General features: G+C 46.1%; 26 protein-coding genes and 1 pseudogene. 25 read left to right on the forward strand and 2 right to left on the reverse strand.

The annotated features are described in order from the left end of the window. Positions 1-7: 7 nt before the first annotated feature. From ilvN to ilvD, 3 genes are read left to right on the forward strand one after another with little or no spacing between them, the layout of a single operon-like run. A complete protein-coding gene (gene ilvN, locus ACG3M1_RS10685; protein WP_008819366.1) occupies positions 8-499 on the forward strand; it encodes an acetolactate synthase small subunit in 492 nt (163 codons plus the stop codon). A gap of 59 nt (positions 500-558) precedes the next feature. Continuing rightward, positions 559-1,554, forward strand: a complete 996-nt coding sequence (ilvC, locus tag ACG3M1_RS10690; RefSeq protein ID WP_002608709.1) for a ketol-acid reductoisomerase — start codon at positions 559-561, stop codon at positions 1,552-1,554. A 13-nt stretch (positions 1,555-1,567) separates the two neighbouring features. Continuing rightward, positions 1,568-3,232: a dihydroxy-acid dehydratase gene (gene ilvD / locus ACG3M1_RS10695; protein ID WP_008819365.1), complete on the forward strand. Its 1,665-nt coding sequence runs from the start codon at positions 1,568-1,570 to the stop codon at positions 3,230-3,232. Positions 3,233-3,405: 173 nt separating this feature from the next. Here ilvD and ACG3M1_RS10700 read toward each other — a convergent pair whose 3' ends face one another. After that, the gene (locus tag ACG3M1_RS10700; protein ID WP_008819364.1) at positions 3,406-3,987 is read right to left on the reverse strand and encodes a hypothetical protein; all 582 of its coding nucleotides are present in this window, start codon (positions 3,985-3,987) and stop codon (positions 3,406-3,408) included. A gap of 335 nt (positions 3,988-4,322) precedes the next feature. On the opposite strand from ACG3M1_RS10700, the gene licT reads away from it, so the two are divergent. The 9 genes from licT (at position 4,323) to ACG3M1_RS10745 (ending at position 13,708) form a co-directional block, all read left to right on the forward strand. Continuing rightward, a complete protein-coding gene (licT, locus tag ACG3M1_RS10705; RefSeq protein ID WP_008819363.1) occupies positions 4,323-5,180 on the forward strand; it encodes a BglG family transcription antiterminator LicT in 858 nt (285 codons plus the stop codon). Positions 5,181-5,284: 104 nt separating this feature from the next. Beyond that, entirely contained in the window at positions 5,285-7,219 is a 1,935-nt protein-coding gene (locus tag ACG3M1_RS10710; protein WP_008819362.1) for a beta-glucoside-specific PTS transporter subunit IIABC, read from the forward strand. A gap of 13 nt (positions 7,220-7,232) precedes the next feature. After that, on the forward strand, positions 7,233-8,654 hold the full coding sequence (locus ACG3M1_RS10715; RefSeq protein WP_009269309.1) for a 6-phospho-beta-glucosidase: 1,422 nt from the start codon (positions 7,233-7,235) through the stop codon (positions 8,652-8,654). A 320-nt stretch (positions 8,655-8,974) separates the two neighbouring features. Then, complete coding sequence (locus ACG3M1_RS10720; RefSeq protein WP_008819360.1) at positions 8,975-9,583, forward strand: TetR/AcrR family transcriptional regulator; 609 nt, start codon at positions 8,975-8,977, stop codon at positions 9,581-9,583. A 54-nt stretch (positions 9,584-9,637) separates the two neighbouring features. Further along, on the forward strand, positions 9,638-10,243 hold the full coding sequence (locus ACG3M1_RS10725) for a class I SAM-dependent methyltransferase (protein WP_008819359.1): 606 nt from the start codon (positions 9,638-9,640) through the stop codon (positions 10,241-10,243). Next, the gene (locus ACG3M1_RS10730) at positions 10,240-10,623 is read left to right on the forward strand and encodes a metal-dependent transcriptional regulator (protein ID WP_008819358.1); all 384 of its coding nucleotides are present in this window, start codon (positions 10,240-10,242) and stop codon (positions 10,621-10,623) included. Before ACG3M1_RS10725 ends, ACG3M1_RS10730 begins: the two co-directional genes overlap by 4 nt. A gap of 10 nt (positions 10,624-10,633) precedes the next feature. Then, complete coding sequence (locus ACG3M1_RS10735) at positions 10,634-11,203, forward strand: DNA-3-methyladenine glycosylase I (protein WP_002608719.1); 570 nt, start codon at positions 10,634-10,636, stop codon at positions 11,201-11,203. Between the two features lie 314 nt (positions 11,204-11,517). Next, entirely contained in the window at positions 11,518-12,357 is an 840-nt protein-coding gene (locus ACG3M1_RS10740; RefSeq protein WP_008819357.1) for a helix-turn-helix transcriptional regulator, read from the forward strand. After that, positions 12,350-13,708: an MATE family efflux transporter gene (locus ACG3M1_RS10745; RefSeq protein WP_009269308.1), complete on the forward strand. Its 1,359-nt coding sequence runs from the start codon at positions 12,350-12,352 to the stop codon at positions 13,706-13,708. Before ACG3M1_RS10740 ends, ACG3M1_RS10745 begins: the two co-directional genes overlap by 8 nt. Here the strand turns inward: ACG3M1_RS10745 and ACG3M1_RS10750 are convergent. Further along, positions 13,705-14,220: an ECF transporter S component gene (locus ACG3M1_RS10750; RefSeq protein ID WP_002608722.1), complete on the reverse strand. Its 516-nt coding sequence runs from the start codon at positions 14,218-14,220 to the stop codon at positions 13,705-13,707. The two genes, ACG3M1_RS10745 and ACG3M1_RS10750, sit on opposite strands and share 4 nt — an antisense overlap. 115 nt (positions 14,221-14,335) lie before the next feature. Here ACG3M1_RS10750 and ACG3M1_RS10755 point away from each other — a divergent pair. The 13 genes and pseudogenes from ACG3M1_RS10755 to ACG3M1_RS10815 all read left to right on the forward strand — a co-directional run. After that, positions 14,336-14,560 (forward strand): annotated as a pseudogene (locus ACG3M1_RS10755) (GntR family transcriptional regulator); the annotation flags it as partial. A gap of 1,271 nt (positions 14,561-15,831) precedes the next feature. Beyond that, a complete protein-coding gene (locus ACG3M1_RS10760; protein WP_008819353.1) occupies positions 15,832-16,278 on the forward strand; it encodes a hypothetical protein in 447 nt (148 codons plus the stop codon). Positions 16,279-16,401: 123 nt separating this feature from the next. Continuing rightward, the gene (locus ACG3M1_RS10765; protein WP_008819352.1) at positions 16,402-17,079 is read left to right on the forward strand and encodes an MgtC/SapB family protein; all 678 of its coding nucleotides are present in this window, start codon (positions 16,402-16,404) and stop codon (positions 17,077-17,079) included. A 134-nt stretch (positions 17,080-17,213) separates the two neighbouring features. After that, on the forward strand, positions 17,214-18,611 hold the full coding sequence (locus ACG3M1_RS10770; protein ID WP_008819351.1) for an MATE family efflux transporter: 1,398 nt from the start codon (positions 17,214-17,216) through the stop codon (positions 18,609-18,611). Positions 18,612-18,762: 151 nt separating this feature from the next. After that, positions 18,763-20,055 carry a glutamine-hydrolyzing GMP synthase gene (guaA, locus tag ACG3M1_RS10775; RefSeq protein WP_008819350.1) on the forward strand — a complete coding sequence of 431 codons (1,293 nt, stop codon included), beginning with the start codon at positions 18,763-18,765 and terminating at the stop codon, positions 20,053-20,055. Between the two features lie 1,013 nt (positions 20,056-21,068). Further along, entirely contained in the window at positions 21,069-21,473 is a 405-nt protein-coding gene (locus ACG3M1_RS10780; RefSeq protein ID WP_008819335.1) for a VOC family protein, read from the forward strand. A gap of 138 nt (positions 21,474-21,611) precedes the next feature. Continuing rightward, positions 21,612-22,334: a DUF5131 family protein gene (locus ACG3M1_RS10785; protein ID WP_161128979.1), complete on the forward strand. Its 723-nt coding sequence runs from the start codon at positions 21,612-21,614 to the stop codon at positions 22,332-22,334. A gap of 372 nt (positions 22,335-22,706) precedes the next feature. Continuing rightward, positions 22,707-23,081 (forward strand): GntR family transcriptional regulator, encoded by a 375-nt coding sequence (locus tag ACG3M1_RS10790; protein WP_074748051.1) that lies wholly within the window; start codon positions 22,707-22,709, stop codon positions 23,079-23,081. Positions 23,082-23,096: 15 nt separating this feature from the next. Further along, a complete protein-coding gene (locus tag ACG3M1_RS10795; RefSeq protein ID WP_074748054.1) occupies positions 23,097-23,954 on the forward strand; it encodes an ABC transporter ATP-binding protein in 858 nt (285 codons plus the stop codon). Continuing rightward, a complete protein-coding gene (locus ACG3M1_RS10800) occupies positions 23,951-24,589 on the forward strand; it encodes an ABC-2 transporter permease (protein WP_009269221.1) in 639 nt (212 codons plus the stop codon). Before ACG3M1_RS10795 ends, ACG3M1_RS10800 begins: the two co-directional genes overlap by 4 nt. A 69-nt stretch (positions 24,590-24,658) precedes the next feature. After that, positions 24,659-25,069: a hypothetical protein gene (locus ACG3M1_RS10805; protein WP_008819330.1), complete on the forward strand. Its 411-nt coding sequence runs from the start codon at positions 24,659-24,661 to the stop codon at positions 25,067-25,069. A gap of 179 nt (positions 25,070-25,248) precedes the next feature. Then, complete coding sequence (locus tag ACG3M1_RS10810) at positions 25,249-25,968, forward strand: ABC transporter ATP-binding protein (RefSeq protein WP_008819329.1); 720 nt, start codon at positions 25,249-25,251, stop codon at positions 25,966-25,968. Next, a complete protein-coding gene (locus ACG3M1_RS10815; RefSeq protein WP_008819328.1) occupies positions 25,965-26,705 on the forward strand; it encodes an ABC transporter permease in 741 nt (246 codons plus the stop codon). Before ACG3M1_RS10810 ends, ACG3M1_RS10815 begins: the two co-directional genes overlap by 4 nt. Positions 26,706-26,714: the final 9 nt, after the last annotated feature.

A 26,714-nucleotide genomic window follows, 5' to 3' on the forward strand; every position in this document is an offset into this window, starting at 1 on the left:
TGAGAGCATGAATCGAGCGGTATTATCCATTCTGGTATCCAATCACTTCGGGGTACTGACAAGAGTGACGAATCTGTTTTCCCAAAGAGGATTCAACATAGATTCTCTGGCTGTAGGAGAAACGGAAAATGAAAATTATTCCCGTATCACGATTACGACGAGCGGGGATGCAGCGAGTGTCAATCAGATCAAGCTGCAGCTGGATAAGCTGGAGGATGTGAAAATCGTGCAGGAAATACCGGACGAACAGCTGTTTATCCGGGAGGTCATGCTCGTTAAGGTGGCCCCGCGCGTCAATCAGATGGAGGCATTTGAAAAATGTGTGGAGGACTTTAACGGACGGACGCAGATTATCGAGGATGGCTGCTGTATCGTGGAGCTGACGGATACACCGGCTTCTGTAAATTATTTTCTGGAGGAGCTGCGCGAGTATCACATTAAGGAAATCAGCCGCACAGGCGGAGCTGCGCTGCAGCTGAGTACGGAAACTGTTTATTAAACGTAAGCACTTACGTTTTGATAGAACTGGAATTACCAAAAACAAGGAGGAAAACGAAAATGGTAAAAGTTTATTATGATGCAGATTGCAATATGGATCTTCTGAAAGGAAAGACCGTGGCAATCATCGGGTATGGAAGTCAGGGACATGCACATGCACTGAACCTGAAGGACAGCGGAGTGAATGTGGTAGTCGGTCTTCGTCCGGGCTCCAAGAGCCGTGCAAAGGCAGAGGAAGCAGGATTAACGGTATTGGATACGGCAGAGGCTGCAAAAGCAGGTGATGTTATCATGATTCTGACACCGGATCAGGATCAGCCGGATATCTATAAAAAAGATATTGAACCAAATTTGGAAGAAGGAAATATGCTGATGTTTGCACATGGCTTCTCCATCCATTTTAATCAGATCGTGGCACCGGCTGGTGTCGATGTTACAATGTGTGCACCAAAGGGTCCCGGACATACCGTACGCAGTCAGTATCAGGAGGGCAGAGGTGTTCCATCACTGATCGCCGTACATCAGGATGCAAGCGGAAAAGCACATGATTATGCTTTGGCATATGCCGGAGGTATCGGTGCCGGACGTGCCGGAATCATTGAAACAACCTTTAAGGAAGAAACGGAAACCGATCTGTTCGGTGAGCAGGCTGTCTTATGCGGCGGTGTCTGCGAGCTGATGCAGGCTGGCTTTGATACGCTGGTGGAAGCAGGCTATGAGCCGGAAATGGCATATTTCGAATGTATCCATGAAATGAAGCTGATTGTCGATCTGATCAACAGCGGTGGCTTCGCAATGATGCGCTATTCCATCTCCGATACAGCAGAATACGGTGACTATGTGACTGGAAAACGTCTGATTACAGAAGAAACGCGCAAGGAGATGAAGAAGGTTTTAACAGAGATTCAGGATGGAACCTTTGCCGGAAACTGGATTACGGAAAACAAGGCCGCAGGACGCTCCCACTTCCTGGCAATGCGTCGCGTTCATGCAGCACACCCATCGGAAAAGGTTGGCGAGAAGCTGCGTAAAATGATGAGCTGGCTGAAAAAATAAGGAGGCATTCAATATGGGTAGACCAAGTGATTCTGTCGTTCGAGGAGATGCCTGTGCACCGCAGCGTTCGCTGTTCTATGCACTGGGACTGACAGAAGAAGAATTGAATCAGCCGCTGATCGGTGTGGTCAGCGCCTATTCCGAGATTGTTCCGGGGCATCTGCATCTGGATAAAATCACAGAAGCGGTCAAGGCGGGAATCCGCATGGCCGGCGGTACCCCGATTATGGTGCCTTCCATCGGTGTGTGCGATGGTATCGCCATGGGACATATCGGTATGAAATATTCTCTTGCATCCCGTGAGCTGATTGCGGACAGTGTGGAAACAATGGCAAAGGCACATGGCTTTGACGGTCTTGTGCTGGTGCCAAACTGTGATAAAATCGTTCCGGGAATGCTGATGGGAGCCTTGCGTGTCAATGTGCCAAGTGTTGTCATGAGCGGCGGTGCCATGCTGCCGGGAAATGACAGAGGAAAGGCGATGAGTCTTTCCACCATGTTTGAGGCGGTCGGTGCAAAGAAAGCAGGTCTGATCGATCAGGCGGAGCTGACGCATATCGAACAGAATGCCTGTCCGGGCTGCGGCTCCTGCTCCGGTATGTTTACTGCCAATTCCATGAACTGTCTGTGTGAGGTGCTGGGGATTGCATTACCCGGCAACGGTACGATTCCTGCAGTGTATTCCGCACGAACCCAGCTGGCGAAGAAGGCCGGTATGGCGGTTATGGATATGGTGGAAAAGGATATCCGTCCAAGGGATATCGTAAACGAGAAATCATTACGTAACGGACTGGCCTGTGATATGGCACTGGGCTGTTCCTCCAATACGGTACTGCATCTTTTGGCGATTGCCAAAGAAGCCAAGGTGGAGCTTGATCTGGATATGATCAATGAGGTTTCACAGAAAACGCCGAATCTGTGCAAGCTGGCTCCTGCCGGACCGGATCACATTGTGGATCTGTATAATGCAGGCGGAGTGCAGGCTGTCATGAAGGAGCTGTCAAGAAAGCAGCTGATTGATACCGGCCTGATGACCGTTACCGGAAAGACAGTCGCAGAGAATATCGCGACTGCCGTGAATATGGATACGAATATCATCAAGGATATCGAGCATCCGAATTCTGCCACCGGCGGTATTGCCGTATTGTTTGGAAACATTGCACCGAAGGGCTGTGTTGTAAAGCGCTCTGCTGTGGATCCGAAAATGATGACTCATACCGGACCTGCCCGTGTGTTTGACAGCGAGGAGGCTGCGATCGAGGCAATCTATGCCGGCAGTATTGTAAAGGGGGATGTTGTAGTCATCCGCTACGAAGGACCGAAGGGTGGTCCTGGTATGCGGGAAATGCTGAATCCGACAAGTGCACTTGCCGGTATGCAGCTGGATAAGGATGTGGCACTGATCACAGACGGACGCTTCTCCGGGGCAACCCGCGGTGCTGCCATCGGGCATGTTTCTCCGGAAGCTGCGGCACAGGGACCGATTGCCATTATACAGGAAGGGGATTCCATCACAATTGATATTCCCAACGGCAATATCAGCCTGAATGTGGACGCAGCAGAAATCGAGCAGCGCCTGCAGGCATGGGAAAAGCAGGAGCCGAAAATCAAAGAGGGATGGCTGTACCGGTATTCCCGTCTTGTCGCCAGTGCGGATGAAGGCGCTGTGCTGAAATAAGACATGCCTGAATAGAAAAATATAAAAAGATACGAGGAAATGAGGCAGCTCTGATACCTTATCCAATCGTATCTTTTTTGCATCTTATATGTCAGTCAAAAAGAAATAGTCATTCTCCAATATACGGTAAACGCCTATATAAGCCTCAATGAAAGCTTTGCTTCAGCACAGTATCAGAATAAGCTCTGTAACCGCATGTCATTCCGGCTTTTGCTCATCAGTCGCTCATAGCGCACAGGCTCCTCGAAGCCGGAAACAAGTCTTCTATTTGCATAGCATGCTTCTATGACGGTATCATGGTCACGATACAGCTTCATAACGACATGCAGTGTTATGCCAGAAGTGATTTCACTGGTACCCTCACTTGCAAAGACATCATGTTCAAAGGAATAAAGGATGGGGGTGAAGGCCTGTTTTACAACAAGCTCATCATACAGCAGCTGCTGTACATGCTGACTGTCGAATGTATGCTTTGCGTATTCGCAGGGGATTTCATAGGACACCAGTTGAATTCTGCCGTTCGGTTGTGCATGATAACGGTAAAGGTGATGCAGCTGGGTGACATGATCATCATAATGGTAATAGGTTTCATCGATAACAAAGACATCTTCAAAATTCTCGGGCAGATTTTTGATACGTTCATTCACCGGTGTGGTGATATGGACAGCCTGTGGCAGCAGGGGATTTTCGGTATGCTGAGCTTTATTCGAATAGGTTTTGTTGATACGGCTTAAAAATATATCCAGTGTATTCATGTGAATTTCCTCTTTTCTCATGCACATAGTATAGAGCATTTCAGGTAAACCAGAATACTCATATGCTCATGGATCGTAACCTACGTATTCCAATTTCTGTATCCGAATTTTTATGAAAGTACTCGCTGCATACGAATATGGCTGCATGTGGCCATGCAGGCTTCAACGCTTCAACATTTTTCAAATGTAACCGTTGACAAACACGATATCCATCTGCTATACTTTGGGTAAAGTAAGGATAGTTATTGTGAAAACAAGCTCGACCTGCTAATCAATAGATCACGGATTTCGTGTTTTTTGATATGCAGGTCTTTTCTTATGAGGAGGCGAGAAGTATGATTTTCAAGAAACGGCTGAATAACAACGTGGTCATTGCTCTGGATGAAAACGGACAGGAGAAAATATTATGCGGGAAAGGCCTTGGCTTTCAGATGAAGGAACAGGACACCGTAGAGGAAAGCCGTGTTGAAAAGGTGTTTGCATTAGCGGATCAGGTAATGAACCGCCGCCTGCAGGAGCTGCTGGAAACGATTCCCATGGAGCATTTGGAGCTGGCGGAGGAAATCATGAACTATGCCAGAATTCACATTGATGAAACTGTGAGTGAAAACGTAATTGTGGCGCTTTGTGATCATATGTATATGGCGGTGGAGCGGAAAAAACAGGGGATTGAAGTGAAGAATGTACTGCTTTGGGATATTCAGAAATTTTATCGGGATGAGTATAAGGTTGGACGGTATGCGATAGCACTTATCCGGGAGCGCTTCGGTGTGGAGCTGAGTGAGGATGAAGCAGGCTTTATTGCATTGCATATCGTCAACGGACAACTGCATCTGGAAACAAAATCCGTCAGGGAAATCACAACCCTGATGCAACAGATTGAAACGATCGTCCGCATGCGCTTCGCGATTACGCTGGACCCGGATTCTGTTTATTATTATCGGTTCATCACACATTTGAAATTTTTTGCGGAACGAATTTTCTCGGAAAAGCAGATTCCAACAAAGGAAATGGACGGACTGCTGGAGCTGATCAGGGAAAAATATCCGCAGGATGTGGAATGTGTGTTGGATATTGCTGCCTTCTTAAAGCAGCGCTATGGCTATACGCTGAGTGAAGAGGAGATTCTGTATCTCAGTATTCACGTATCAAGGATACACCAGGTATCTGTGAAGGGCGGTGAGGCCGTTTAACAGGACGTTAAGAGCTTTAAAAAACAGGATAAAGGATAGTTACATTTAGTTGGCTTGACCTTTGTTTCACGTATGCATAAGCATCAGAAATGGAGGACGAAAACATGACTGTTTATGAAACTTTAGCAAAAGAAATACTGAACTATGTAGGTGGAAAGGATAATGTAAATTCGCTGACACACTGCATTACACGGCTTCGCTTCAAATTAAAGGATGAATCCATAGCACAGGATGAGGCGCTGAAAAACCTGGAGGGTGTTGTTACGGTTATGAAGAGTGCCGGACAGTATCAGGTGGTTATCGGCAATCAGGTACAGGATGTATATGAGCAACTCGTGCCGTTATTACATGCAGAGCAGCCGCAGACGGTGCAGGATGCTGAGAAAGAGAAGCTGCTGGATCGCTTTGTGGATATCATATCCGGTATTTTCCAGCCGATTTTAGGTATCATGGCTGCGTGTGGTATGATCAAGGGATTGAACATGCTGTTTATGACACTGGGTCTGTACGCGGAAACCAGCGGCGGCTATATGATCATCAATGCGATTGGTGATGCATTGTTTACCTTCCTTCCCCTCTTTCTGGGATATACCTCTGCCAGGAAGTTTGGTTTGAAGCCGATGGTGGGACTGGTCATCGGCGGAATCATGTGTTATCCGGGCATTCAAAGCAGTGCGCTGTCCGGCAGTCTAAAACCCCTGTATACCATGTTTGAGGGAACGATGTTTGCATCGCCGGTATACATTGATTTCTTCGGTATTCCCGTGATATCCATGGACTACACCAGCACCGTAATTCCTGTGATCTTTATTGTATATTTTGCCAGCAAATGCGAGAAGCTGTTTTCAAAATTCGTACCGGATCTGGTGAAATTCTTCTTTGTACCGATGCTGACGCTGCTTGTGGCACTTCCCATTGGCTTCCTGCTCATTGGACCTGTCGCAACCTTCGGCTCGAAAATAATCGCGGAAACCATCATCAGCATCCGAAATGTATCCCCGATGCTGGCGGGCGGTCTGGTTGGTCTGACATGGCAGATACTGGTGATTTTCGGACTTCACTGGGGCTTTATTCCTGTCTATATCAATAACATTGTGACAAACGGCTATGATAATGTCATGATGCCGTTCTTCGCCTGTACCTTTGCGACCTCAGCGGTGATTCTGGTCATCATGTTGAAAACCAGAGACCGTAAAATGAAGGAGCTTTGTCTGCCGAATTTCATTTCCGGTATCTTCGGTGTGACGGAGCCCGGTATTTATGGGATCCTGCTGCCTTTGAAAAAACCATTCATCATCAGCTGTATCGCCGGGGGAATCGGCGGGGCATTTTATGGCTTCTGTAATTTCCGTAAATTCAGCATGGGAGGTATGGGAATCTTTGAATTTCCTGCCATGATGGAACCAGACGGCTCCTGGGGAAACCTGCTGGTAGCGGTATCCGGTGTTCTTTTAACCATGATTGTCGCGGTCATCTTAATGCTTCTGTTTTATAGGGAAAAGGAAGCAGGTCAATCGGACAAAACGATGTTGGATACAAAGGAACAGGAGGAATCCGTTGAGGATACGCCTGCCCTGCTGGAGGACATTGCGATCTGCTCACCCCTGAAGGGCGATGTTCTGGAACTCGCACAGGTAGAGGATGCAGCATTTTCTGCCGGTATTCTTGGGAAGGGGTGTGCCATCGTACCTGCCGAGGGTGAGGTTTATGCACCGGTTGACGGTGTCCTGACTACGCTGTTTCCTACAAAGCATGCTCTTGGCATCACCTCGGATGATGGTGTGGAGGTACTGATTCACATCGGATTGAATACCGTGCAGCTGAACGGTGAGGGCTTTACAGCTCATGTTCAGCAGGGAGAGCGGGTAAGTCGTGGACAGCATCTGTTAAGCTTTGATCTGGCTGAATTAAAGGACAAGGGCTATTGTCTGCAGACACCGGTTATCATTACGAATACGAATGACTATCTGGAAATACTGAGTACCATGCAGAAAGAGGTCATGTCGGATGATGTGCTGCTGCATGTCATGAATTCCTAGGAGGCTCGCGCATATGAAATTTCCTGAAAACTTTTTATGGGGAGGCGCACTCGCGGCAAATCAGTGCGAGGGGGCCTGGCAGACAGCGGGAAGAGGGCTGGCCAATGTGGATGTGTGTCCGCGCGGTGATCACCGCAGTGCCATAATCACAGGGAGAGAAAGAAGGACGAGCTGCCTGCTTGATGAGGTATACCCATCTCATGAGGGAGTGGATTTCTACCATCATTATAAGGAAGACATCGCACTCTTTGCGGAAATGGGCTTCAAAATGCTTCGTATCAGCATTTCCTGGACACGTATCTATCCAAAGGGAGATGAGATGGAGCCCAACGCTGCAGGGCTGCAGTTCTATGACAATGTACTTACAGAATGTGAGCGGCATGGAATGGAAGTAATGATAACGATTGCACACTTTGACTGTCCGATGCATCTGATCCAAACGCTGGGCGGCTGGAGAAGCCGTGCTATGATTGAGCATTATCTGCGTTTGTGCAAAACCCTGTTTCTGCATTTTAAGGGACGTGTCCGCTACTGGCTGCCGTTTAATGAAATCAACATGATACTGCATGCTCCCTTTCTCGGTGCAGGCATCTGCTTTGAAGCAGGAGAGAACAAGGAGCAGGTCATGTATCAGGCTGCACATCATGAGTTGATTGCAGGCGCACTCGCAACAAAGCTGGCATATGATATTGATCCGAAGAATCAAATAGGCTGCATGTTCGCTGCGGGCAGTGTCTATCCTTACAGCTGTCATCCGCAGGATGTATGGCAGGCACGTATGGAGGATCGCAAAAGCTATCTGTTCTGTGATGTACAGGTGCGGGGAGCCTATCCCTCCTATTTTCATCAGCTGCTGAAGGAGAAGCAAATCGACCTGCATATGGAAGAGGATGATGTGAATATTTTGAAGAATACCGTAGATTTCATTTCGTTCTCCTATTACAACAGCCGCTGTGTATCTTCCCGGCAGGAGGCGAAGAAGCAGAATAAGGGAAATCTGTTTGCTTCGGTAAAAAATCCATATCTGACATGCAGTGACTGGGGCTGGCCGATTGATCCACTTGGATTACGCATTACGATGAATGATATATACGAACGCTATCAGAAGCCGCTGTTCATTGTTGAGAACGGCTTGGGAATGGCGGATGAAATAGAAGAGGACGGAAGCATTCGTGATGATGGGCGGATTGCTTATCTGCATGATCATATCAAAGCGATGCAGCAGGCGGTATGTGAGGATGGAATCGAACTGCTAGGGTACCTTGCATGGAGTCCGATCGATCAGGTCAGTGCCTCGAGTGGAGAAATGAAAAAACGCTATGGCTTCATCTATGTTGACCGACAGGATGATGGCAGCGGCAGCTTTGTACGCAAAAGGAAGAAGTCCTTTTCCTGGTATGCCCATGTGATAAACACGAATGCTGTTGAATCATAGAATACCGCTGTGCGTTCATGTGTTCATCTCATCATATTGCAGGAGAATGTATGAAGCGGATACGCGCGAAGGCAAGGAAAGGCAAGTGTACAAATTATTCAGACAAGGTGGTATCATGTAGCAAGCAGGGCAGAGAATACAGGTTCTCTGCTTTTCTTGTGCTGCCATACCTTGCATAGTAGAATCAGACAAATCGTTTTGCTGAAACAGGAGCCATACACCGATCCCTGTAAGCAGTGCTAACAGAAAGCTTAAGAAGAATGAACGGTGTTCATTGACTGCGGTCATGAAACTGTTATACTATACCTGTAGGTGATGTTATGGGACAAAGAATACGGACAAGGGTTGTGAAGGACCCGGCAGAAAGAAAACGGGAAATACTGGATGGCGCAATGGAGCTGTTCGCTACAAAAGGATACGAGCAGACATCCATGCGTGATATTGCCCGCCATCTTAATATTTCACTGGGCCTGTGCTATCGTTATTATGACAGCAAGCAGAAGCTTTTTCAGGAGGCGATGCAGCAGTATGTAGAGGATATTTGCGCGGCGTATTTCACCATACTCCATGATGAAACAAGGGATTTGACGGAAAAGCTAGACCTGCTGTTTCACATGCTGAAAGAGGAGGAACAGCAGATGCGCTACCATGATTTCTTTCATCAACCGGAGAATATCGGCTTTCATGAAGAACTGGCGGTGAAGCTGTGCAAGTACATGCAGCCTCATCTGCAGCAGGAACTGCAACGGTATGCAAAACAGAATCATCTGAAGATACAGCATGAGGAATTGCTGCTCAGCTTTCTGACCTATGGACAGATTGGTAGCCATGCATCTGTGAGCTCACCGGACACACAGCAGCTCCATCAGCTGCGGGTGTATATTGATTTGCTGCTGAAGCAGGAATGTATCCCTGATGATACCATTTGATCAGGGATTGCTTTTTAATATATGAATGAACATTGTTCATTAAGGAGGCCTTTTATGAATAAAACTGAACAATCAAGAATTGCATTTGATCAACAGGCGGACACCTATGATAGCGATTTTCATGGTAAGCATGCAAGGGAACTGTATCCGTTCATGCTGGAGCTGATGATACAGCTTCCTGTGCGGGATGTACTGGATCTTGGGTGCGGTACCTGCGCACTGATGAAGCAGCTGTATGATGAGGATTGCGGACGCCGGTTTACAGGAATCGATCTGAGTGAAGGCATGCTGCATATCGGAACACAGGTCATGAAGGAGCGAGCCACTCTGCTGTTGGGGGATGCGGCAAATCTGCCCTTTGCCGATGCGAGCTTTGATCTGGTGTACTGCAATGATTCCTTTCATCATTATCCGGATCCCTGTAGGGTATTGCAGGAAGTGGTGAGGGTATTGCGATACGGAGGCTATTTTGTAATTGGTGATTGTACACAGGGGACAGTGTCCCGGATGCTCATGAATCTGTTTTTCCATTTTCAAAAGGAGGGGGATGTGCATATGTACAGTGAAAAGGAGATTCGTATGCTGTTACAGAAGCAGCTGCATGATGTACATGTTCAAAGAGTGAATGAGCGCAGCTTGATTGCATGGGGTGTGAAATGATGCTCACTGTCTCGCAGCAGAAATATCTGCAGGTCATCGATATACTGGAACAGGAGCAGGGGGTCGTACGCCAGATTGATGTCGCTGTCTATCTTGGATATTCCCGTGCCAGTGTCTGCCGTGCGGTTAAAAGCCTGAAAGCAAAGGGGCTGATTGTGCAAAGGGCGCATGAAATCGAGCTGAGTGCATATGGCAAGGCACTTGGGAGGCAGTTGAATGAAGTAAGAACCCGTATGCAGGAGGCCCTGTATGCGTCTGGATTTCCGAAAGGGCTTGATCCGGTGTCAGCTTTGCAGCTTCCCATCTGCTTCAAGGAGGAACTGTCAACGATTGCTGGTCAACTGCCTGCTGCTTCTGGTATAATAAAGCAAAAGAAATGAGGATGAGAAGATGGAGAAAAAACGCTGTTTCTGGGCAGAAAATGTCCCTGAGATTTATGTCCGTTATCATGATGAGGAGTGGGGAAGAGAGGTACATGATGACCATAAGCTGTTTGAAATGCTGCTTCTGGAATCGTTTCAGGCTGGTTTGTCATGGCTTACCATTCTGAAAAAGCGGGAGGCGTTTCGGGAAGCCTTTGATGCCTTTGATGTCGCGAAGGTCGCAGGCTATACCGAGGAAAAGCAGAAAGAGCTTATGCAGAATCCCGGCATTATTCGCAACCGTCTCAAAATCAGGGCCGCAGTGAAAAATGCTGTTATTTTCCAGCAGATACAACGGGAATACGGCAGCTTTTCCGCTTATCTTTGGGGCTTCACCGAGGGTAAGGTGATATACAGAACACAAAAGGAGCTGCCAACCCACACCGCGCTTTCCGATGAAATCAGTGCAGACCTGTATAAGCGTGGAATGCGGTTTGTCGGAAGCGTTATTATCTATTCCTATCTGCAGGCAGTCGGTATTGTGAATGACCATGAGCCGGACTGTTTTCTGCATACCAGTTCAAAAGCATGCGGATAAGAAAGAGCTAACCATATCAGCACCAGCCGAGCTTGAGCTCCTGAAAAAGAAAAGCTGTATCGTCCGTGAAAATCTTACTTCTTTGGATTCATTCAGAAGCAAAATGATAAGAAGCATCAGCTTGCTCAACTTTCTTCTACGGATGATTCACCCTGTAAGAACCTTAGGAAGCTATACAGCTTTTTTTGTATTATTCGATGCGGTATACAGAGGTATGCAATGTAAAGATATCTGAAGGCCGGCAGGGCAAGATTGATAACGCAGAAATGCAGGAAACCTGCTATACTTTTGCAGAAAAGCTAGGAGGTAACGACATGAATGAAAAACAGGAGCTTGTCATAAGGACGCTTTCCTATCTGGAGGAGCATCTGCAGGAAACGCTTTCCCTGCAGACAGTAGCTCAGCTTATGCAATATTCCCCCTATTATCTGCACCGCAGCTTTACACAGCTGTGCGGCATGCGGATGCATGATTATGTGAAGCGAAGAAGAATAAGTGAAGCAGCACGATGTCTGTGTGAAACAGATGCATCTGTACTGGAAATCGCCATATCCTACGGTTATGAAAGCTCACAGGCATTTTCTCAGGCCTTTAAGCAGCTATATAAGATGACATGTACACAGTTTCGCAGAGAACAGCAGTATTATGCGCTACAGCATCCTCTGCAGCTGCATGAGCTGAATCAGACGGAATCTGCAATGCGGGAGCTGCAGATCCGACAGGCAGTACCAAGGGATATGGACACATGGATGCAGCTGATGCGTCAGGCTGTGGATTTCTTTCCTTACCTTGAGGAAGCAGCATATGAACAGCAGCTGCTGAAGTGTATGAAGCAGAAGGAAGCATTTCTGGCTTCCTTTGAAAAGACGGCGTTTGCGGCGATCCAGCTGCAGCTAAAAAGCGGGCAGATTGATGTTCTGGCAATTCATCCGCAGCTGCGCTGTCTGGATGCTGTGAAACAGCTGATCGAATGGATGCAATGTACCTGTGCCCCGCATACCGATCTGGTAATTACCTGTTTCCGCGCTGCTGATCGAGCAGATGCCGGATATCGCAGGCTTTTGCTGGAAGCCGGCTTTGTATGCGGTGAAGAGCTGGTGGAGCTTGGCTATCCGGTGCAGAGGCTGTATTACAGGAGAACACAGGATGCGTGAGAATACACTGGATACGACCCGTACGCTGCCGCAGCTGCTTCGCTTTGTGGCTCCATCTATTGTGATGATGCTGGCGATGGGTATTTACACGATAACCGATACCCTGTTTGTTTCGCGTCTGGTGAATACCGATGCGCTTTCCGCGATCAATATCGTCTGTCCCATGATCAATCTGATCATCGGTTTATCCTCAATGCTGGCAAGCGGCGGTGTTGCTGTGCTGTGCCGCGACATGGGGGCGGGTCTGCTGGAAAAGGTGCGCAAAAATGCGGCCTTGCTTTGTGTCTGTACGATCGGTCTTGGCTGTGTGCTTGCTATTGGCGGTCTGCTGTTTACGGATGAACTGCTGCAGCTGCTTCATGCCAAGGGTAGAATATTGCCATATGCAAGAGGATATCTGTCCATGCTTCTTCTTTTTACTCCCTTCTGCATGCTGCAGGTATTGTATCAAAGCATGTTTGTAGCGGCGGGACGTCCGCTGCTGGGAATGCTGCTGGCAATGTGTGCCGGGGGAGTCAATGTTGCATTGGATCTGGCCTTCATGTCCGGCTTTCATATGGGAATCGAAGGCAGTGCCCTTGCAACCGGGATTGGCTATATGGTTCCGGCTATATATGGAACGCTGTATTTCCTGCAGAGAAAGGAAAGGGAGCTGCATTTCGCACGGCCAGCTTGGGATGCTTCCATGCTGAAGGAAAGCTGTCTTAACGGCTCCAGTGAGATGGTGAGTCAGCTGGCATCAGCACTGACAACTCTGCTTTTGAACACGATTCTATTTCGTCTGCATCAAGAGGATGGTGTTGCCGCAGGAACGATTATCGTTTATACACAGTTTCTGCTCACCAGTTTGTATATCGGATTTTCCATGGGCGCTGCCCCGTTGATCAGCTATCAATATGGCAGAAAGGATACTGCGCGTTTATTGCAGCTTCTACGTAAATGCATCGGAATTGTGGTAATCAGCTCCCTTGCCATCTTTGTCACAACCATTCTGTTTCAAAGACCTCTTGTCACTTTGTTTACCGACAAGGATACCAGTGTATATAGGATTGCCCTGCAGGGCTTTGCCATATTTACCTTCAGCCTGCTGTTTAGCGGCTTCAATATATTCTCTTCGGCAATGTTTACCGCATTGTCACAGGGCAGATTATCCGCCTTGATCTCATTTTCCAGAACCTTTGGCTTTTATCTGCTGTTTCTGCTCATTCTGCCACGCTGGCTGGGAAGCAGAGGCGTGTGGCTGGCAATCGTGCTGGCAGAGGGCTGCTCCCTGCTTGTATCTCTGCTAAGCATACAGCGGCATACGCTTACCTGTCACCTGGCAGATAGAAAAAAGAACCGTCTGTATTAGACGGTTTTATGATGCATATCCGGATGCCTGTGCATCCTTTTTTGCAGGAGAGGATAGGCTGCCAGTGCAATGACATAGCCTGCTGCGGCCTGTACCAGATTCCCCGGGATACCGGTCAGTGAAAGCTGCCAGCTTTGATTGATATATGCATCCGCAAGAAAATATCCGCCAACCATCAGTAAACCACCCAGTATATAGGCAACATAGCGAAATGAGGATCGTCCCCTGCAGACAAGCCAGGAAACAAGAACAGCCTCCATCCCTTTAATGAGCAGGGTGAAAAGGGCATACATGCCATATCCGCCGGTGATATCTGCCAGCGCACTGCCGACACCGCCCACCATAAAGGCAAGAAAGGGGTTCAGTACTGAGGCGAACAGCAGAAGAAAGCCGTCACCCAGATTGAAATATCCCTGTATGCCGTTTGGCACCTTAAGCAGCCATGTTGCCAGAAATACAAGGGCTATACCTAGTGCGGCTGTCACGATATCGTTTACCTTCATTGTTTTCATATGTGCTACTCCCTTCGTTTCTGCCGTTATTCTATCAGCTTTCTGTTCATTTAAAAATATACAGATTTATTATAAATTTAAGGTACAGTATGCTATACTGAGGATGGTGATAACAATGAAATTAAAAACGATAAATTTTGAACGAACCACAGGTAAGGCATTGTATCTGCAAATTTATGAAAAACTGCGCTCGGATATCCTTTCCGGCTATCTGGTAAAAGGTGACCAGCTGCCTAGCATACGGAAATGCGAGGCTTTGATGAAGGTGTCCAAGACGAGCATTGAGCGTGCCTATGAAAAGCTGTTGGAGGAGGGCTATATCCTGTCAGTCCCGCAGAAGGGTTTTTTTGTGGATGTCGAGCCGGAGAATGTTCAACTGCGTAAGGCGGTGCTGGCGCAGGGGGCGGCGCTGCAGGATGAAAAAATCCGCTATGACTTCCGGTCGCAGACAATGGATGTCAGCTCATTTGATCTGACTTTGTGGAAGAAGTACCTCAAGGAGGTCCTGGACGGTCATTATGAGATAGCGACATACGGAGAGGCAAGAGGAGAGCTGCGGCTGCGGATGGCACTGCAGAAATACGCCTATACCGTGCGGGGTGTATTGTGTACAAGCGATCAGCTTTTCATCGGCTCCAGCTTTCAATCGCTGCTGTATGTATTGTGCGGCTTGCTGGATAAACCCGTCGTGATCGGGTTGGAGGAGAGTGGCTTTCCGCAGGCAGAAGCCGTCTTTCATGATTATGCATTTCCTGTACGCAGATTAAGCAGGGAAGCAGATGGTATCTGCTTGCAGGAGCTACTGGCAAGTGATGTCAATCTGCTGTATGTAAACAGCGCGTCTGCGGGATACAACCATCAGCCTCTGGATAAGAAAAAACGCAGGGAGCTGCTGGCCTGGGCGGCACAGCGAAATGCCATGATCATCGAGGATGACCATAACGGGGAGCTGCGCTATCATACGCGTATGACGCCTGCCATGCAGGGCTTTGATACCGGGGGACATGTCGTATACATCGGCTCCTTTTCAAAAATTCTGTTGCCGTCTCTGCGAATCAGCTATATGGTGATTCCACAGGCTTTGCAACACCGCTATGATCAGCGCGCAAACAGCTATTCACCAACCTCCAGCAAAATCGAACAGCTGGCTTTGGCAAGATATATTGCGGATGGGCATCTGGAGCGACATGTACGGCGTCTGCGCAGACACTATGAACAGAAGAGCAGTCATATGCGGACACTGCTGGAACAGTGGTTTCCACAGGCGGATATATTGCTGGAGGAGGCCGCTTTGCAGTTTATACTGCGCTTTCCGTATTTGCTGCCGCTGGAATCGCTTATACAGGAAGCCAGAAAGCACAGCATGATGCTGCAGAGAAATGCGCAGGGAGAGCTTGTTCTTTCTTTTGCGGCAATCAAAATGGAGGATATGGAGGAGGCTGTGCGGCTGCTGCATTCCCTACTGGAAGCTGCGACGGGAAGGAATCACTGAAACAAAGAGCTGTACCGTAAGAAAATTGTAAGGTGCGCATAAGATTTCTTAAGATTCTTGGTACTGTGCGGGTGATATACTGGTGTTGTAAAAGATTATATTCTGAAGGGGGCTATGTCATGAAAAAGAAAATCGCCATTGCAGTCATCTTTGTTTGCGGAATCCTCGCTTTCTTCGTACCGTATTTCTTTTCCAATTCATGGAGAAATGTCGAACTCAAACGGGAAGTGATACAGTCTGATATCTATGAAAGAAAGGATGTTGAACACGCTATGACACTGGTGGAGCACACATTTTCTCAGGAGCTGCAGGAGTGTAAACTGACAAGGATCAGCTATGATGAATCAGCATACAGGCAGTTTGCGGACGGCTTTAAGAAACAGAAATCCGATGAGGTGATGGTTATTTATACGGATTTTATTACGGTGTCCAATGTATTCCATGCGGGGGATCATACGCTGGAGCCCAATGCGGAGTATACTGCGTATCCATGGGTATTGCGGCGCTCATCCGCTCAGAAGGAGTGGACTATCATCGGTTCGGGATATGGTTTTTTATATACCTGAGAGGCATCGAGAGATAGACGTTGATAAAGCTTTTCGTTTGCCGTTTTTCTTGCGTCAGCATATACGATTCACACAAGGTGTTGTATAATATAAAGAAGGATACAGAAGAAAGAAGATGATAGTATGATGAACATCATGCAGCTGGAAACACAGATGGAATTTCTTGTTCGGATCCTGCTTGCGGGAATCTGCGGAGGTATCATCGGCTATGAACGGAAAAGCCGCAATAAGGAGGCTGGCATTCGCACGCACCTGATAGTGGCGAGTGGCGCTGCCTTGATTATGATCGTATCCAAGTACGGATTTTCTGATATTCTGGGAGATAAAGGTATCGCACTGGATCCCTCCCGTATCGCGGCACAGATTGTGACCGGAGTCGGCTTTCTTGGAGCCGGTATGATTTTCATGCGGAAAAACACGATCAGCGGACTGACGACGGCGGCAGGCATATGGGCAACCAGTGCGATCGGAATGGCGATTGGCAGCGGCCTGTATGCACTTGGGATTCTTACAGCAGTGCTGATTGTATTTGTGCAGATCATCCTTCACCGGAATCATCGCTGGCTGCGGGAGTCATATAAGGAGGAGCTGTCCTTTGTGATTGACCAGAATAAGGAGGCCTTGCAGGATTTGCAGGAACGCTTGAAGCGTATGCAGATTGAGATACTGAATGTGAGTCTGACACAGGAGCATAGCTGCTATCAGGTGGATTTGATCGTTGTTCTGCCGGATACGTATCAGGCTGCCAAGCTGCTGGATATGTTTCATGATGTGGCATATATTCATGAAATTGATGCATAGGGTATTGCCAAATCCTGATTTTTATATTAGAATGATGTCAACAACCAAATAGGTTTGAAAAACCTCCATTTTTTCTATTTTCATGTTTCCAAAATAGATGAATGGAGGTTTTTTGTGAGAAGAGGAGGTTTGTCATGCAAACAATTGAACAAAACAAAATGGGTTATAAGCCTGTTTTACCATTGCTGATGTCAATGGCTTTTCCTCCGATGCTGTCCATGCTGATACAGTCGCTGTACAACATTGTAGACAGTATGTTTGTGGCACAGATTGGAGAAGATGCACTTACGGCTGTTTCCCTGGCTTTTCCGATACAGACGCTGATTGTAGCCTGTTCCGTGGGAATCGGTGTAGGGGTGAATTCCTATATAGCAAGAAAGCTTGGAGAGCAGAATCAGAAGGAAGCAAACAGTGCTGTGGCCCATGGTCTGCTGCTGTCGCTGATCGGATATCTGCTGTTTGTCGCAATTGGCAGCTTTACGATTCGTCCGTTTTTTGAAATGTTTACAGATTCTGCGGCAATACTGGATGACGCCTGCATGTATACGTATGTCTGTGTATTTCTGTGCTTTGGCTGTTTCTTTCATATTTTGATTGAAAAGGTATTTCAGTCCATGGGAAAAATGATCTTCCCCATGGCGATACAGGCGGCAGGAGCAATCACAAACATCATCCTGGATCCCATCATGATTTTCGGTCTGCTGGGCTTTCCTGCAATGGGGGTAAAGGGAGCGGCAATCGCAACGGTTATCGGACAGATTTTCGCTATGTCGCTATCACTGTTTATATTCCTGACAAGAAAATTCGATGTGAAGCTGGATTTGAAGCAGTTTCATTTCTCCTGGGATACCATTCGCCGCATTCTTTCTGTGGGGATTCCCAATGCCTGCATGAATGCACTGGGCAGTGTTCTTGTGATTGGTTTAAATTCCATTCTGATTCAGTTTTCCAATACGGCTGTTTCCGTATATGGGATTTATTATAAGCTGCAGACCTTTGTCTTTATGCCGGCGAGCGGTCTGACGCAGGGAGCGATGCCGATCATGGGCTACAATTACGGAGCAGGCAGCCATGAACGTCTTTTGCAGACATTGAAGTATGCCATCATGGTGACGCTTGCCATCATGGTTTGCGGCTGTGCGATTTTCCTGCTGTTTCCAACACAGCTGCTGATGCTGTTTCATGCCAGTGAGGATATGCTGCGTATCGGTGTTCCGGCCCTGCGTATCATCAGTATCAGCTTCCTTCCGGCAGCCCTTGGGTTTATTCTGCCGACATTATTTCAGGCAATGGGGCTTGGCTTGCAGTCCCTGATTGTTTTCCTGCTTCGTCAGCTTTGTATCACTCTGCCGTTATCCTGGCTGTTTGCGGACTGGTTCGGTCTGGATGGTATATGGTATTCCTTCCTAATCGCTGAAAGTATCGCTGCCGGTGTGGCGGTTCTGCTGTTTATACGCATTCGCAAGAAGGATAAGGTACTATCCAGTACCTTTGTACAGCAGCCATCCGCTTCGCAGGAAGCAGTGTGCTGAAACAGACACCGTGGTTTGTAAAAATTGCGGTGTTTTCTTTCCGCGTGTAATTTTGTGCGTTTTTCGGTTAATATTTTCCATTTTTTTATGTTACTGAACAATGAAATATGTTACACTTGATTTGGATAAAAAGAGTAGAGGAGATTAGCGTATGAAACAAGATATGATTGTTATTCTGGATCTTGGCAGCAGTGAGAATACAACACTTGCCAGAGAAATTCGTGCATTGGGTGTATACAGCGAGATTTATCCGCATGATATCACAAAAGCGGAGCTGCAGAAGCTGCCGAATGTAAAGGGTGTCATCTTAAACGGTGGGGAACACCGCAATGTCGACGGTAAGGATATCGATGTCTTGCCGGAAATTTATGAAGCGGGATATCCGGTGATTGCGATTGACCATGCACCGGCATTATGTGAACAGAAGCTGGAGGAATGGCCGTCAGAGGAAGTGTTAAAAACGTTTGTTTTCACTGTCTGCAAGGCAGAGGCAAACTGGAATATGAAGAATTTTGTGGCAGATCAGGTGGAACTGATTCGCGAACAGGTGAAGGATCGCAAAGTGCTGCTTGCATTGTCCGGCGGCGTGGACAGCTCTGTAGTGGCAGCATTGCTGTTAAAGGCAATCGGTAAGCAGCTGTATTGTGTGCATGTCAATCATGGGCTGATGCGCAAAGGGGAATCGGAAAGTGTAATTGAAGTGTTTAAGAATCAGATGGATGCGAATCTGATTTATGTGGATGCAAGCGAACGGTTTCTTGGAAAGCTGAAGGATGTGGCAGAGCCGGAACAGAAGCGTAAGATTATCGGTGCGGAGTTTATCCGTGTGTTTGAGGAAGAGGCTCGTAAGCTGAAGGGTATCGATTTCCTGGCACAGGGGACCATTTATCCGGATATCGTGGAGAGCGGCACCAAGACAGCAAAGGTTGTCAAATCTCATCACAATGTCGGTGGATTGCCGGATGATCTGGCGTTTGAGCTGGTAGAGCCATTGCGTCAGCTGTTTAAGGATGAAGTACGTGCGTGTGGACTGGAGCTGGGATTGCCTCATGATATGGTGTTCCGTCAGCCGTTCCCGGGACCTGGTTTGGGTGTGCGCTGTCTTGGAGCTATTACAAAGGATCGTCTGGAGGCGGTGCGTGAGTCGGATGCGATTTTACGCGAAGAGTTTGCGACAGCGGGTCTGGATCAGAAGGTTTGGCAGTATTTCACCATCGTTCCGGATTTCAAGTCTGTCGGTGTGAAGAATAATGCGAGAAGCTTTGAGTATCCTGTGATTCTGCGTGCGGTGAATACGATTGATGCAATGACGGCTTCGATAGAGGATATTGACTGGCCGGTGCTGCATAGGATTACGGATCGTATTTTGAAGGAAGTTGCGAATGTGAATCGTGTGTGCTATGATTTGACACCGAAACCGTGCGGAACGATTGAGTGGGAATAATACTAAAAACCTCAGAAAACCCTATTGATAAAGGGAATTCTGAGGTTTTCTTTTTTCTAAGATTCTCAAATGATACTATAATCTTTTTCCTTAATTCAAGTGATGTCATGTGTCGAATAAAAAATGAATACTTGTTTTTTGAATCAAAATCGCAAGTTCCATAAATTGAGGTCCGACAGTTCAGTAAAATAGCATTTGAAAAAGAAATCAAGAGGATGGCTTAAGCTGTCGTTCAATACTTGAATCTTCTGATCATAGCAATGAGTTTATATATACTGAGGCTGCTGAGATTTTGAATTTAAAATTAGAGTCAGATGAGATGCATTGGTTAATCACTCATATAAAAGTAGTTGATTTAACATCAATAGAAAGTTTCTGTTTTGATTCATTAGATTTTGTTTTAGAAAATGAGTAAATCTTATTCAGTGATACTATGTTTTTGTAGAAATAGATATAATGCTAGTAATTTATATTAAAGAATTAGTGAAGAATGATTTTGATAAAAATGGTTTCCAAATCGATACATTTCAACGAGATTGGATTGAAACTTTGAATTCAATGAATAATGAAGTTGATGAATTTATAACAAGTGATCCAAATGTCACAAAGAATTTTAGTGAATCATGACTTTATTATTGAAGCCATTTATATTTGTATGAATGCGTAAAATATTCCTTTTTCATACAGGTGTTTATATCCGATAATAAATCAAGCAAAAAGAAATAGTTGATACGTATAAAAGTCTTGCCGCTTTCGAAAAAGGAACGAATCCATAAACAGGATAAGGTATTTTTTAATATGCTTCTAAATATACAGGGATGCGCCTATATCTTAAATTTCACAATCTTCCCAAATAAATTAGTGATATCATATTACAGAAGCAATATCTATCAAAAGCGTCCGTGAATCCTATGATGGAAACAGACACAATTTGTCCAGTTTATACAATTACATCACAAATCTTGCGATATAATAAAGAATATATATAATTGAAAAAGGAAGGAAATTAGGATATGAAATTCAAGGAAACGACGATTCGTGTACTGGTACGGAAGAATTATGGAGAATGCTTTGATTTTTACACACAGAAGCTGGGACTGCATGTAGTTTGGGGAGACCGAAATGGTCCCTATACTTCCTTTGCGGCAGATTCGCAGGAGGAGCCCTGCTTCGCTATCTTTTTAGGTGATGCCATGCCGATGTTTCAGGGATATGTGCAGCCGGATACAAATAAGCAGCCGGACACGGTAACTGCAGTCATACCTACAGATGATCTGGATCAGGATTACTATCGTTTACAGGAAGCCGGTGTGGAATTTCTTGGAGAGCCGCAATTTATAGAAGCATGGGGCATGCGGTGTACTTACTTCAGAGACCCGGAAGGAAATCTATTTGAACTAAACGATGCCAGCGTGTAATGTGTCAGCTATACATAAGATAATTTAATCAAAGCTGCAAACCGAAACATATATGCAGGAAAACTTCAGTCTTTATGGAAGCTGCTAGTATGCATGTAAAAATTCAGGTAAAACAATATTTGAAAGTGAGGAAGCCGTATGAACTGGGAACCATGGACAGGGTGCTATAAAATCAGCGAGGGCTGTACAAATTGCTATTTTTACGGTCCTCATGCAAAACGGTATGGTCAGAATACCATACAGAAGACGGATAAATTTGACTGGACGATCCGAAAGAACGCAAAGGGTGAATACAATATCAAAGGAAACAAGATTCTTGCGACCTGCTTTGCCACGGATTTCTTTCTGCCGGAAGCCGATGCCTGGCGTGAGGAAATCTGGGCGATGATCAAGCAGCGGACGGATATAGAATTTTTGATTCTGACAAAGCGAATTGATCGTTTTCCTGTCGCCTTGCCGGATGACTGGGGAAGCGGATATGAGCACGTGAATATAGGATGTACCGTCGAAAATCAGGAAGCAGCCGATTACAGACTGCCCTTATTTCTATCCTATCCCATGAAGCGTCGGTTTATCGCCTGTGCCCCGTTACTGGAAGCGATTGATTTAACACCATATCTCGATGGTGTTGATCATGTCACTGTAGGCGGAGAAACCGGAAGAGAGGCACGCATATGTGATTATGAGTGGGTGCTTGACCTTCACAGGCAGTGCGGGGAAGCCGGTAAAACCTTCTGGTTTAAAAATACAGGCTCTTTTTTCAGACATGACGGTATCATAGAACGAGTGAATCCATTCAAACAGACAGGAAAAGCGAAGCAATGCGGGATTGATATAACAGACGGAAGAAGATTGTTCTGATCATGGTTATGTATTTTACCATGATCAACGATTAGAATTATGCAGCCTTCTTTGACTGAGTCGGATAATTAAAACTGCGTAATTTGGACTGTCTATAATAAGATAAACAAATAAAGAAATGAGAGCAATCTCATTTTTATTTTACTAAAAAATCATTGTGAGGTAAGCAGATGTGCATAGCGGGTAAACATAGCCCCTTTCCTCATGATAAACATGGGAAAATAGTATCCATGTTCATCAGGTAAGCTGTTATATCCAGTATTCAGTCCTATAAGGAGCTTGCAAATGCTAACTCTTGTATTGACAATCCTGTTAAGTGTATTATAATGTATATGTACAATAAGTACATTTAAGTACAACGGAGGTGGCCTTGTGCAAATACTGATCAGTAATCATACCACAAAACCGATTTATGAGCAGATAACCTCACAGATCAAGCATGCCATTATGAACGGAGAATTAAAGAGCGGCGATCCGCTTCCATCCATGCGTGCATTGGCAAAGGATCTGCATATCAGCGTTATTACGACACAAAAAGCGTATGAGGATCTGCAGCGGGATGGCTTTATCGAAAGTGCTGCGGGCCGTGGAACCTTCGTATCCTCACAAAACAAGGAATTCATCCGTGAGGAACAACTGCGTCTGGCGGAAGCAAAGCTGCAGGAAGCCGCAGAAATCGGACGGTTAAATGGAATATCGCTTGAAACATTAACGAAGCTGCTTACGATGTTTTATGATGAAGGATAGGGAAGGAGTATCACTATGGATGCACTCATGCTAAAAAATGTATCAAAAGCATATGAGAATTTTCAGCTGAAGGATATCAGCTTTACACTGCCGGAAGGAACCATTATGGGACTTATTGGTGAAAACGGCGCAGGCAAATCAACCATTATCAACTGCATTATGGATTTGGTAAAGCGGGACAGCGGGGAGATTACGGTTCTTGGACAGCAAATGGATAAAGACAATCTGGCACTGCGCGAAGATATCGGAATCGTTTTCGATGTCAGTGATTTCTATGACAGCTTCAGTATTGAGCATACGGAAAAAATTTTACAGGATGTTTATAAAAACTGGGATCATGAAACCTTTCAAAGATACAAACAACAGTTTGCATTACCTGATAAAAAGCGTATGAAAGAATTCAGTCGTGGTATGAAAATGAAAACAGCGATTGCTATTGCATTATCCCGCAAGCCGCGGCTTCTCATACTTGATGAGGCAACAAGCGGTCTGGATCCCGTCATGCGGGATGAAATTCTGGAAGTATTCATGGAATTTGTTCAGGATGAGCATCATTCTATCCTCATATCCTCCCATATCTCTACCGATTTGGAAAAGGTGGCTGATTACATTACATTTGTTCATAATGGAGAGCTTGTACTGTCTGCTCTTAAGGATGAATTGATTTATCAATATGGTATCATGAAATGCCGTGAAGAAGATTTTAAACAGCTAAACCCGGATGATATTATTCGCTACCGCAAACAGCCTTATGAAACAGTGGTGCTTGTCGAAGATCGCGAGGCGGCTGCACATAACTATCCAAATTGCATTGTTGAGCGTGCAACACTGGATGATATCATGCTGCTGTATGTGAAAGGAGAACGGATATGATCGGGTTGATACGAAAGGATTTATATTATTTAGCCTCCAGCTGGAAGCCGTTGCTGCTGTCTGTCTTCATCATTGGCGGATTTTCTACATGGAAAGGCTTTGGAGCGATTCTAATCGTGATTTTGCCAACCTTTTTCGGATTGAGCATTATGGGATGTATTCAGATGGATGCACAGAACAAATGGTATGACTATTACCGGGTTCTTCCCATTTCCTTTCGAAATGTTGTGGCAGCTCGTTATTTCGCATATCTGGCTTTTACGGGCATTGGTTTTCTGATAACCGTTGTATATGGTTATGTGATTCAATTTACAATGGGAATTACTGCTCTTGGAACCCGGTTTGCTATGTGGCAGGGATTCTCAATGGGCATTGCACTGGCATTGAGCTTTGCGGCTGTCTTTATTCCTGCCACCTATTACAACAAGGGCGAGAAAATGGAGGTATCCATGATGATGAGCGGTTTTGTATCCTTTGGAGCTGTATATCTTGCCAGCAAGCTGCTGATGCTGTTTGGTATTCAGCTGATGGATTATGCAGATATGTTTCTTCAGATTCTATTAGGTTCGTCTTTGCTGCTGTTTGCAATCTCATGGACTGCATCAAATATCATAGTTCAAAAGCGTGCCTCATAACCAGCACACTGCAAGTAATAGAGCAGGAACCGGATAAAATCCATAGCTAAAAGCAATAAGGAGAAGAGAATGAGGAACATTACAAAGGAGCAGCTGGAATCTGCGCACAAGGAAATCGTGGCGATTATCAGAAAATGTGAGAATATGGAAGGGAAATTCGCAGCAGGGACCTCGCAGCATACCTTACTGAAAAATCGGCTGTTTTCCATGCGTGTGGCAAAGCAGCTGATCGAAGAAAAGCTGACAGCACTGCAAATGAATGCTGCGATAGAAAACGCAAATATAGTTTCCCTTCAGGAATTGGCTTCCGCCATAGAGCCGGTTCGCTCCATCATCAGAAAATGCAGAAAGGCACAAAGTAAATATGAAAAGGAAACCGCCCATTATAATCGCCACGAGCCAATGATTCATGCGATGCAGATTGCAGAGCAGCTGCTTGAGGAACAGCACCAGTTGCAGCAGGAGGCAGAAGCTCGCTAAAACAGACATACACCTATTATATAACGAAGCACATAAAGCGAAAAGAGGATTCGAGGGTAGGAGTTCTAAGCAGCTATATGTGTTTTTCTGTCTTTTCATAGGAAAAAAATTCCTGATAAAATTTTGTTGACTCTCCCCCGACAGGAGCATGTAAGCTGAAGGTGAAAGGAGGAATTGCAATGAAAAGTATTGAAGTTTCGGATATAACGAAGACATATAACGGAAGAACAGTCGTAGACAGACTGAGCTTCTCCGTTGACAAAGGAGAGGTGTTCGGACTGCTGGGACATAACGGTGCCGGCAAGAGTACGACGATTGACTGTTTACTGGGTCTTACAAAGCCGGACAGCGGCAGTGCACGTATCTTAGGACAGAATGCAGCCAAACACAGAAAAACGTTGTTTGAGCATGTCGGTGTCCAGCTGCAGCATGCGGCACACGCAAACAATATTCGCGTTTGTGAGGTATGTGAGGAAACCGCGGCACTTTACCATGAGCCTGCGGACTATCATGCGCTTTTAAAGCAGTTTCAGCTGGAAGCGTTCACCAATCAAAAGGTGGAACAGCTGTCGGGAGGTGAGCGGCAAAAGCTATCCGTAGTCGTGGCACTGATTCCAAATCCACAGGTGATTTTTCTGGATGAGCTGACGACCGGACTGGATGTGGCAGCCCGTCGCGAGGTATGGCATATTCTGAAATCACTGAAGCAAAAGGGAATGACAATTTTCCTGACAACGCATTATATGGAGGAGGCTGAGAATTTATGTGATCGCCTACTTATTTTGAAACAGGGCAGAAAGCTGTGTGAGGGAAGCGTTGAAGAACTTATCGAAAACAGTCCCTATGAAAATCTGGAAGAGGCATATCTATGGTACAGTGAGGAGGAAGTGAGCATATGAAACGATTTCTGACATTTTTAAAGGTGGAAGGGAAGCTGAGTCTGCGCAGTCCGGACGGCATCATTTTCGGAATCGGTATGCCGGTCGGTGTCCTGCTTCTGATTGCAGTCGTAGCCGGTTCGCAATCCGCAGGAGGTGCTGATTATTCCTTTTTACAGAGTGCATTTGCGTCGCTGTTGACGGTCGGAATCTGTGCGACTGCCTTTATGGGACTGCCGCTGACGATCGCAGATTACCGTGACAAGAAAATCCTGAAGCACTTCTTTGCGACACCGATTCGCCCGTTTATGATTCTGTCCGTTCAGGTGGTGATTGGCATGCTGACGTCATTCTTCTCAGCAGCGTTGGTTACCGTTTTGGCTGTGTTTGGATTCGGATACCGCATGGAAGGGGATCCGTTCCTTTTCATCGGTGCATTTCTGCTTGTCATGTTGTCCATGTACAGCATCGGCATGATTCTGGCAAGCTTGTGCAAGACGGTGAAAATTGCGAATGTCGTTACAACCTTCGTCTATTTTCCCATGCTGTTTTTATCGGGGGCAACCATCCCCTTCGAGCTGTTTCCGGACACTGTGCAAAAGGTATGCAATGTCCTGCCGCTGACACATGGTATCAAGCTGTTAAAGGCGGTTTCTTTAAACATGTGGAGTCAGGAGATATGGATATCTGTCGCCCTTTTGATTGTATTCGCAGTTGTCGGCTGTATCCTTTCTGTTGTATCATTTAAATGGGATTAAGAAAGGTGG

It is taken from the genome of Clostridium sp. 10cd* (genome assembly GCF_044336395.1).
GTDB lineage: Bacteria > Bacillota_I > Bacilli_A > Erysipelotrichales > Erysipelotrichaceae > Clostridium_AQ > Clostridium_AQ innocuum.

Coding starts and splice junctions, on each gene's coding strand:
- ACG3M1_RS10765 (WP_008819352.1), top strand. CDS start 16,402: ATGATGAACATCATGCAGCTGGAAACACAGATGGAATTTCTTGTTCGG.
- ACG3M1_RS10810 (WP_008819329.1), top strand. CDS start 25,249: ATGAAAAGTATTGAAGTTTCGGATATAACGAAGACATATAACGGAAGA.
- ACG3M1_RS10730 (WP_008819358.1), top strand. CDS start 10,240: ATGATGCTCACTGTCTCGCAGCAGAAATATCTGCAGGTCATCGATATA.
- ACG3M1_RS10750 (WP_002608722.1), bottom strand. CDS start 14,220: ATGAAAACAATGAAGGTAAACGATATCGTGACAGCCGCACTAGGTATA.
- ACG3M1_RS10700 (WP_008819364.1), bottom strand. CDS start 3,987: ATGAATACACTGGATATATTTTTAAGCCGTATCAACAAAACCTATTCG.
- ACG3M1_RS10720 (WP_008819360.1), top strand. CDS start 8,975: ATGGGACAAAGAATACGGACAAGGGTTGTGAAGGACCCGGCAGAAAGA.
- ACG3M1_RS10715 (WP_009269309.1), top strand. CDS start 7,233: ATGAAATTTCCTGAAAACTTTTTATGGGGAGGCGCACTCGCGGCAAAT.
- ACG3M1_RS10740 (WP_008819357.1), top strand. CDS start 11,518: ATGAATGAAAAACAGGAGCTTGTCATAAGGACGCTTTCCTATCTGGAG.
- ACG3M1_RS10785 (WP_161128979.1), top strand. CDS start 21,612: ATGAACTGGGAACCATGGACAGGGTGCTATAAAATCAGCGAGGGCTGT.
- ilvD (WP_008819365.1), top strand. CDS start 1,568: ATGGGTAGACCAAGTGATTCTGTCGTTCGAGGAGATGCCTGTGCACCG.
- ACG3M1_RS10800 (WP_009269221.1), top strand. CDS start 23,951: ATGATCGGGTTGATACGAAAGGATTTATATTATTTAGCCTCCAGCTGG.
- ACG3M1_RS10795 (WP_074748054.1), top strand. CDS start 23,097: ATGGATGCACTCATGCTAAAAAATGTATCAAAAGCATATGAGAATTTT.
- licT (WP_008819363.1), top strand. CDS start 4,323: ATGATTTTCAAGAAACGGCTGAATAACAACGTGGTCATTGCTCTGGAT.
- ilvC (WP_002608709.1), top strand. CDS start 559: ATGGTAAAAGTTTATTATGATGCAGATTGCAATATGGATCTTCTGAAA.
- ACG3M1_RS10760 (WP_008819353.1), top strand. CDS start 15,832: ATGAAAAAGAAAATCGCCATTGCAGTCATCTTTGTTTGCGGAATCCTC.
- ACG3M1_RS10780 (WP_008819335.1), top strand. CDS start 21,069: ATGAAATTCAAGGAAACGACGATTCGTGTACTGGTACGGAAGAATTAT.
- ACG3M1_RS10725 (WP_008819359.1), top strand. CDS start 9,638: ATGAATAAAACTGAACAATCAAGAATTGCATTTGATCAACAGGCGGAC.
- ACG3M1_RS10735 (WP_002608719.1), top strand. CDS start 10,634: ATGGAGAAAAAACGCTGTTTCTGGGCAGAAAATGTCCCTGAGATTTAT.
- guaA (WP_008819350.1), top strand. CDS start 18,763: ATGAAACAAGATATGATTGTTATTCTGGATCTTGGCAGCAGTGAGAAT.
- ACG3M1_RS10815 (WP_008819328.1), top strand. CDS start 25,965: ATGAAACGATTTCTGACATTTTTAAAGGTGGAAGGGAAGCTGAGTCTG.
- ACG3M1_RS10770 (WP_008819351.1), top strand. CDS start 17,214: ATGCAAACAATTGAACAAAACAAAATGGGTTATAAGCCTGTTTTACCA.
- ilvN (WP_008819366.1), top strand. CDS start 8: ATGAATCGAGCGGTATTATCCATTCTGGTATCCAATCACTTCGGGGTA.
- ACG3M1_RS10745 (WP_009269308.1), top strand. CDS start 12,350: ATGCGTGAGAATACACTGGATACGACCCGTACGCTGCCGCAGCTGCTT.
- ACG3M1_RS10805 (WP_008819330.1), top strand. CDS start 24,659: ATGAGGAACATTACAAAGGAGCAGCTGGAATCTGCGCACAAGGAAATC.
- ACG3M1_RS10710 (WP_008819362.1), top strand. CDS start 5,285: ATGACTGTTTATGAAACTTTAGCAAAAGAAATACTGAACTATGTAGGT.